We start from the raw sequence: 7,864 nt of genomic DNA, 5'->3' as shown, positions 1-7,864 counted from the left end.
CGAACTCACGCCTGAGAGCGTCGCCCGCCACGAAGCGGCGATCAAGGCCAGCGACGTCGTGGTTTGCCAATTGGAAACCCCTTGGGATTCCGTCCACGCAACACTCGCCCTTGCCCGGCGCCTGGGCAAGATCACCGTGCTGAACCCGGCCCCGGCAACCGGCCCGCTGCCCGCGGAATGGCTGCCGCTCGTCGATTACCTCGTGCCGAACGAGGTCGAGGCCGCGATACTCGCCGGCCTGCCGGTCGAATCGCAAAGCGGCGCGAGAAGGGCGGCGCTGGAGTTGCAACGTGGCGGCGCCCGCAACGTGATCGTCACGCTCGGTGCGCAAGGGGCTTATCTGTTGCCGGAAGGCGGTGAAGGCATGCATTTCCCCGCGCCGCAGGTGCGGGCCGTCGATACGACCGCCGCGGGCGACACCTTTATCGGTGTCTTTGCCGCGCAACTCGCCGCCCGCCAGCCGCTGGAAGGCGCGATCAGCCTCGCACAGCGCGCGGCTTCGATTTCCGTCACGCGCGCCGGTGCGCAGCCGTCGATCCCGACTCGCGCGGAAGTGGATAGCGCAGTCTGAAACGGATGCCTGGCGTGACATGAGGTAGTCCGACCCGCAACTCTGGGTAGCTTGACGTTGAATTGCCGGCACCATCTCCGGATGGTGTTCCTTTGGTTTAATCGCGATCTCTACTTGAAGAAATGGACCCAACATGAAATCACAATATGTAGGCATCCTGATGATGACGATGGTCCTTGCTGCATGTGGCGGCAGCGTGACGACCACCGATCCGCTTGCCAATGCGCCTAAGGTCATTATCGATTCGGATTTCAACACGATGGGCGACGACGGTCAGTTGTTCGCCATGACCACGCAGTTGATGGGGCAGGGCAAGGTCAACCTGCTGGGGTTGACCGTCGTCACCGGTAACGACTGGTTACTCCAGGAAGAATCGGATGCGCTGAAGGCGGTGGAGCGCATGGGCGTGCAGAACGTGGTGGGCGTCTACGGCGGCGCGGACTATCCGTTGCAATACGACGTGACGAGTATTCGCGCGCAGCAGGCCGCCAATCCACAAGGTTATTTCGGTGCGTGGAGCCGCCCGGAACCGACCCAGCAGTCCCAGCTTGTGGCGCCGCCAGACGGCTTCGCGGTATCGACGAAACTGCAGACACAAAGCGCCGCGGATTTCATGATCCAGACCATCAAGCGCTATCCGAATCAGGTCACCATTCTTGAGGTCGGGCCGCCTACCAATCTCGCCACAGCGATCATGAAAGCGCCGGAGATCGTGCCGCTGATCAAGCAGATCGTCTATATGGGTGGAGCGATGGCAGTGCCGGGCAATGCGAATGCCGTGGGCGAACTGAACTGGTGGTTCGATCCGCTTGCCGTACGTACGGTTCTTCAAACCACGATTCCCCAGGCCGTCATTCCGCTCGATGTCACGAATACAGTGCCGCTCACGCAGAGCATCTTCGATCAGATCGTCAGCAACCCGAGCAAGCAGACCGCGGTTACCAAGGCGTATGGGATCGTCAATGCAGGTTCGTTCGGCGACAACACCCATCTGTTCGACACTCTGACGATCGCTTATTTCATGGATCCGACCTACGCCACGCAAACGAAAAGCGCTTACCTCGATATCGACACCACGAGCGGCGAGGATCAGGGGCACGTGACAGTCTACCCGGATCAACCCGCATCGGGCGCGTCGCCGCAGAAGATCACGTATGTCACGCAGTTCGACAACAATCGTTTCTTTAGTCTCTACGTCGATTTGCTCACGCGTCCTGTGCCGATCACGTTGCCTTGATGGCGCAATGCCGGACGAATCGCTGAAAGGGCCGCGCTCCCGCTCAAATGCGGCCCGGATCGAGAAGATTCGAACTGAAATCGCAGCACAGCGCGGCGAGCCGCGCGATTTCGGTATTGAGCGAATGTGGCTGTTCCGCGCGATGCATTGCAACGTAAGGGACTGGCGGCAGCGCGGGGCGCGTCTGAATCAGGCCGAGCGCACCGCGTGTGACCATGTGGTTCAGGCATGCCTTGGGCAAATAGCTGACGCCGAGTCCTGACAGCGTCAGTCCGATCTGCGCGATCAGGCTGTTGCTCGCGAGGATTCTTTGCATGCTGATTCCGTGCTCCTGTAGAAAGCGGCTATAGATAAAGCCCGTTCCCGACAGACCGCCTTGCAGGATCAGCGGAAACTGCGCAATCTCGGCGAGCGGAATGGCTGCCTTCTTCGGCACCAGTGCCGGCGCACACATCCACGCGTTGTCCACTTCGCCGACCTTCGTCATGGCGAAGGGTTCAGTGCTATGGATTTGGGGAACGACGATGACGTCGATCGTGTCGTCGGCGAGCCGATCGCGCAGCGTCGCGTTCAGATCCACCTCGGCTTCGACGACAACCTTCGGATACGCGGCCTGGATCGCGCCGATCAGGCGAGGCAGCCACGTCAGGGCTGTCAGTTCGGTCACGCCGATGCGCACCTGCCGCACCAGCGCCTCTTTTGAACTGATCCTCTCGACAATCTGGTCGCGCCGTTCGAGCAGTTCCTTGGCGTACGCGAAGAACTCGGCGCCTTTCTGCGTCAGCCTTGCGCTGCGGTGCGCGCGATCGAATACCGTCAGGTCGAAGGCGCGCTCGAGTTCCTGAATCCGCTTCGAGACGGCCGACTGCGTGGTGTTGAGCCGACTCGAAGCCGCTTCGAACGAGCCGAGTTGAACGATCCAGTAAAGCGCTTCCATCTGCTTGAACGTCAGCATCGCGCCGTCCTTTGCATGAAATAAAGCGATAGTTTCTCATATAAAAAAATCGCTTTTTTTACTTATTTCGGCTGCTTAAGGTTCCTCCATCGCCCCGTCCCCAGTCTGGAGAGAGCATGGATACCGTCGTCGAAAGCCCGTCCGCCAACCACATCGAGCGCAAACCGCGTGTCGGCCTCGCGTGGCAGATCCTGATCGGTCTTGTCATCGGCATCGCGACCGGACTTGTGCTGAACCACTTTCCGCAGATGCGGGACGCGACCATTTCAGGGCTGTTGCAGCCCGCCGGCGACATCTTCATCAAGCTGATCAAAATGATTGTCGTGCCGATCGTATTCACGAGCATGGTGGTCGGGATCGCCGGCGTCGGAGATGGCAAATCGTTCGGGCGTATCGGCCTGAAGACGCTTGTCTACTTCGAGGTGATCACGACGATCGCGATCCTGCTCGGGCTGATTCTCGGCAACGTCCTGCAGCCGGGCGTCGGCACCGATATGTCGCAGCTCGGTCATGCCGACATTTCCCGCTATCAGCAGGCAACGCAGCAGGTGCAGGGCCATCACGGACTGATGACCCTCGTGCTCGGCGTGATTCCGGACAACATCCTTGCTTCGATGGCGAAAGGCGACCTGTTGCCCGTGATCTTCTTTTCGGTGCTCTTTGGCCTCGGCCTGCAGTCGGTTCCGGAAGAATCCCGCAAGCCGGTGATCGCCATGCTCAAGGGCGTCGCAGAAGCGATGTTCAAGGTGACGAACATGGTGATGCGTTACGCGCCGATCGGCGTGTGTGCGCTGATCGCGGTGACTGTCGCAAGCTTCGGTTTCGGCTCGCTGCTGCCGCTGCTCAAGCTGGTGGCCGTTACCTATCTCGCGATCGTGCTGTTTGTGCTTGTCGTGCTCGGCGTCACGGCCCGGCTGTTCGGCTTTCGTATCTTCACGCTGCTGCGCGTCATCAAGGACGAGCTGATCATTGCGTTCTCGACCTGCAGCTCGGCAACGGTGCTGCCGCAATTGATGAAGAAGATGGAGGACTACGGCGTGCCGAAGAGCATCACGACCTTCGTCGTGCCGACTGGCTACACGTTCAACCTCGACGGAGCGTCGATCTATCTCGGCATCGGCACGCTGTTCGTCGCGCAGCTGTATGGCATTCATCTTGGCTGGCAGGAACAGATGGTCCTCGTATTGACGATGGTCGTGACCTCGAAGGGTGCGGCCGGCGTGCCGGGCTTCATGTTCGTGATTCTTCTCGCGACGCTTGCAAGCGCGGGGTTGCCGCTCGAAGGGCTCGCTTTCATTGCCGGCGTGGACCGTGTGATGGACATGGGACGTACCGCGCTTAATGTGGTGGGCAATGCGCTTGCGCCGCTTGTCATCGCCAAATGGGAGCGCCAGTACGATGCGGAGAAGGGTAAAGCATATCTCGCGTCGCTCGACGCCTGAGCGGGCACGGCCCGCACGACAATCGTTCAGCAGAAAAGATCAGGAGCATTCAGATGAGCAGTAACCAGGACGAGTTTTTTTCCGCACCGTTGATGCAGGAAATCAAAGCGCGGTTTCACCATGTCGACCATGACATCGACGGGAGCGAGCGGCTCTTCTTTGACAACGCGGGCGGTTCGTTCCGCCTCAAGGCGGCCGTCGACGCGTTCGCGCGAATCGACGCGCTACCCGATTGCCCGGAGCGCATCCACGCGCGCGCACGCCATCTGCAGGACGTTCAGGCACGCGGCGAGGCGGATATCCGCACGATCCTCAACGCGAAGGACGGCAGCATCTACACGTCATTGACTGCGTCGGGTGCGATGTTCGACATGGTGCGCGCGATCATGGAGAACGTGCCGGGCACCAATGCCGTCACGACGATCCTCGAACATCCGTCTTCTTTCGACGCGATGACGTACTACGCAGAACGCACGGGCAAGTCGTTGCGTGTGGCGCCCAGCAATCCGGAGACGGGCGGGGTGGACGTGGACGCGATTCTGTCGTTGGTCGACGCGGACACGGCGCTCCTCTGCGTCATGTATGCGTCGAACATTTCCGGCGCGAAGTTCGACATTGCGACGCTTGTTGAGCGCGCGAGAGAGAAGAAGCCCGGACTCTACATCGTCGTCGATGCGGTCCAGCACGCGCCGCATGGTGTCATCGACCTGCAGAAAACGCCGGTGGACGGCATCAATTTCGCGCCCTACAAGTTCTTTGGTTGCCGCGGCTCCGGCATCTCCTGGTTGTCGCCGCGTGTGGCCGTTCTACCGCATCATCGCCTCGACGCGAAGCAGGAAGGCGTGTGGGAACTCGGCAGCCCGGCGCCCGCGCAGTTTGGCGTCGTGACCGAGATCGTCGAGTACGTGACGTGGATCGGTGGTCATTTCAGCGCTGCGGATACTCGCCGTGAGCGCTTCGTGGAGGGGATGAAACGCATCGAGTTGCACGAACGTGCGCTGCTCGCCGCCATGCTCGACGGCTACGGCGGGCGGCGCGGTTTGCGGCGGCTCGACGGCGTGGACGTATTCTGGGACCACGCCGATCTGACGAAGCGCGACCTGATCCTCGGTATCGGCTTCGCGAACCTGAGTCCCACCGACGCCGTGCGCGAATACGAAAAACGTGGCGTGATTGTCTACGAGCGGATCGCGTCAAGCCTGTACTCCGGCCGGATGCTGAAGTCGTTCGATCTCGCCGGCGCGGTGCGGATTTCGCCGCTGCACTGTCATGCACCCAGCGACATCGAGCGTTTTCTTTCGATTACGGAAACACTGACGACACTGTGAGACGACGGTCCGGGGCTTCCCGGGCCATGCCGCTGACCGCTTATGCGGATTCATCAAAACTGGATAACGGCGTGACCGGCGACAGACCTGACCCGCCGGTCCTGCCATTACGAGCTGGTGGAAATACGGCAGCGCGATCCACAGGGTTCGACGCTGCAACTCACCCGCCAAGGCCGTGAATTACTGGAGCGTCTGCGTATGGGCGCAGGGGGATGAGTGTGGCGCAGGTTAAAGGCGACCTCGCGTTGCCCGAGCCAGGCCGTCCTCGAAGCGAGGGGACGTTTTAACGCGGCGGCGTCGAATCCGGTTTTGCTTCTTCAGTATTGACCGCCGCTTGTCGGCTTTCTTCGGCCGTGTTCTAGGCCAGGCTCGCGCTGCGTACGGCTTTGCCGCCCGTCAGGCAAACGATCATGGTGGCCACGACGAGCACGCATAGCGCCACGCGCAAGCCGAGCAAACCCGCGCCGAGTCCGATCAGCGGCGGCCCGACCAGGAACCCGGCATAACCCGCTGTGGCCGCCATCGAAACACCGACTGCCGGCGTAACGGTCGAGCGGCCTGCCGCACTGAAAATGACCGGGACGATATTCGCGAGGCCGACGCCGACCATGGCGAAACCCACGCAAGCCGTGAGCACGGTCGGCAGACTCAGCACCAGCGCGAGCCCGGCCGCCGCCAGCACGCCGCCGAAGCCGATCACCCTGCTCGAACCGAAGCGCCGCACGGACACATCGCCGACGATGCGGCAAGCCGCCATCGAGAACGCAAACGCGGAATAGCCGACCGCCGCGACGCTGGCCGCTTCGCTCAAGGTGGCGCGCAAATACACCGCGCTCCAGTCGGCCACCGCGCCTTCCACCAGCATGCAAAGGAAGGCGAGCAGGGCGAGTTTCATTACTTTGGCGTTGGGCAACGCAAAGCCACTGGAGGACGCGGCCGCCCGCGGACCGAGATCGCGCAACGCGAGCGCCGCGGCGGCGACCATGAGGATGACGATGAACACGTCCGGCAGCACGAGACCGCCGATCACGCCGGCGCCGCCTTTCTGGAGCATGGCGCCCGTCGCCGCACCGAGCAGGCCACCGGCACTCCACGCCGCGTGAAACGAGGACATGATCGGCGACTTCCATTCTGTTTCGATCGTGCTGGCGTGCCCGTTCATCGATACGTCGAGCGCACCGTTCGACGCGCCGAGGGCGAGGAGCACGATACACAGCGTCGCCAGGTTCGGTGCGAACGCGGGGAGCGGCAACGCCACGATAAACGCCGCGCCGAGCAGCGCCGTGGCCCGGCCACTGCCGAAGCGCGGCGCCAACTGTCCTGCCAGCGGCATGGCCACGATCGCGCCCAGCGCAAAGGCGAACAACGCGATACCCAGCGAGGTGTCGCTGAGCGACAGGCTTTCCTTGATGCGCGGCACTTCGACTGCCCAGGCGCCGATCCCGAAGCCGTTGGCGAGAAACACGGCGAGGGTGGCCACACGCTCCTTGAGCGGCCTGGTGGCCGGCTGCACGAATGGCTTGGCGAGTGTTTTCATGAGTGCACCACCATCACGTTGTCGCAGACCGCTTCGAGCAGGGTACGCCGCCCGGCCGTCACATCCGCTTCGACGAACAGATAGTCCACGGCACGTGCCGGAGCAACGGAAAACGGCGCGGTGGTCATCAATTTTTCCGACGTCATGGCGACAGCCACCTGGCTGCTTGCTTTTACCATCGCACGTTTGAGTTCGGCCTCTTCGGCGTCGAACGCGGCGAGCCCTTCGTCTGGATCGAATGCGCAGGCGCCGAGGAAGCAGAGATCGGCCTTGATCTGCTGGATCTGCAGCAACGCGGTGGCGCCGGTCGAGCCGGCCGCGCTCTGGGCGATGTGGCCGCCGATGAGAATGATGTCGAACCCCGGCCGGTTGAGCAGGCGTGCACACACCTCCGGCGAGTTCGTGACGACGGTGAGATCCGCGTTGTCCGGGAGCGCCGAGGCGATGGCGACGTTGGTCGATCCGGTGTCCAGCAACACGATCTGCTTGGGCCGGACGATGGACGCAGCGGCGGCGGCAAGACGAGCCTTGCGGTCCACCGCTTCACTCATGCGGACCTGCGCACTTTTGCCGGAAGGCGAGATCAGCAGGGCGCCGCCATAGACGCGCTTGCAATAGCCCTGCTCGGCGAGCTCGCGCAGATGACGGCGGACCGTGTGCTCGGAGGTCTGGAATTCAGCCGCGAGTTCGGACGCCAGGACGCGACCCTGCGCCCGCAGCCGTTCCAGAATCAGCCGCTCCCGTTCTTCGGGCAGAAGCCCATCCATTGCATCCTGTCGCGTTCGTTGCATGAC

The 7,864-nt window shown here is 62.3% G+C and carries 7 protein-coding genes; 4 read left to right on the top strand and 3 right to left on the bottom strand.

Features of this window, described 5'->3' with window-relative positions:
- Together VFE81_RS01180 and VFE81_RS01175 are read left to right on the top strand one after the other, a co-directional pair.
- Positions 1–571, top strand: a 571-nt coding sequence (locus VFE81_RS01180) for a PfkB family carbohydrate kinase (RefSeq protein ID WP_325042841.1), incomplete at its 5' end; no start/stop codon positions are given.
- Positions 572–704: 133 nt separating this feature from the next.
- Positions 705–1,808 (top strand): nucleoside hydrolase, encoded by a 1,104-nt coding sequence (locus tag VFE81_RS01175; RefSeq protein WP_325042840.1) that lies wholly within the window; start codon positions 705–707, stop codon positions 1,806–1,808.
- 43 nt (positions 1,809–1,851) lie between these two features.
- Here the strand turns inward: VFE81_RS01175 and VFE81_RS01170 are convergent, their stop codons facing one another.
- Entirely contained in the window at positions 1,852–2,763 is a 912-nt protein-coding gene (locus VFE81_RS01170; RefSeq protein WP_325042839.1) for a LysR family transcriptional regulator, read from the bottom strand.
- 116 nt (positions 2,764–2,879) lie between these two features.
- On the opposite strand from VFE81_RS01170, the gene gltP reads away from it, so the two are divergent.
- Positions 2,880–4,205 (top strand): glutamate/aspartate:proton symporter GltP, encoded by a 1,326-nt coding sequence (gene gltP, locus VFE81_RS01165; protein WP_325042838.1) that lies wholly within the window; start codon positions 2,880–2,882, stop codon positions 4,203–4,205.
- A gap of 53 nt (positions 4,206–4,258) precedes the next feature.
- Positions 4,259–5,533 (top strand): aminotransferase class V-fold PLP-dependent enzyme, encoded by a 1,275-nt coding sequence (locus VFE81_RS01160; RefSeq protein ID WP_325042837.1) that lies wholly within the window; start codon positions 4,259–4,261, stop codon positions 5,531–5,533.
- A 358-nt stretch (positions 5,534–5,891) separates the two neighbouring features.
- Here VFE81_RS01160 and VFE81_RS01155 read toward each other — a convergent pair whose 3' ends face one another.
- Complete coding sequence (locus VFE81_RS01155) at positions 5,892–7,070, bottom strand: MFS transporter (RefSeq protein WP_325042836.1); 1,179 nt, start codon at positions 7,068–7,070, stop codon at positions 5,892–5,894.
- Positions 7,067–7,864: DeoR/GlpR family DNA-binding transcription regulator (locus VFE81_RS01150; protein WP_325042835.1), on the bottom strand; the 798-nt coding region annotated here is incomplete at its 5' end. The genes VFE81_RS01155 and VFE81_RS01150, both read right to left, overlap by 4 nt.

Origin of the sequence: Paraburkholderia sp. (assembly GCF_035656215.1) — a bacterium.
Taxonomy (GTDB): Bacteria; Pseudomonadota; Gammaproteobacteria; order Burkholderiales; family Burkholderiaceae; genus Paraburkholderia.
This window is presented reverse-complemented; position numbering and strand designations above follow the sequence as displayed.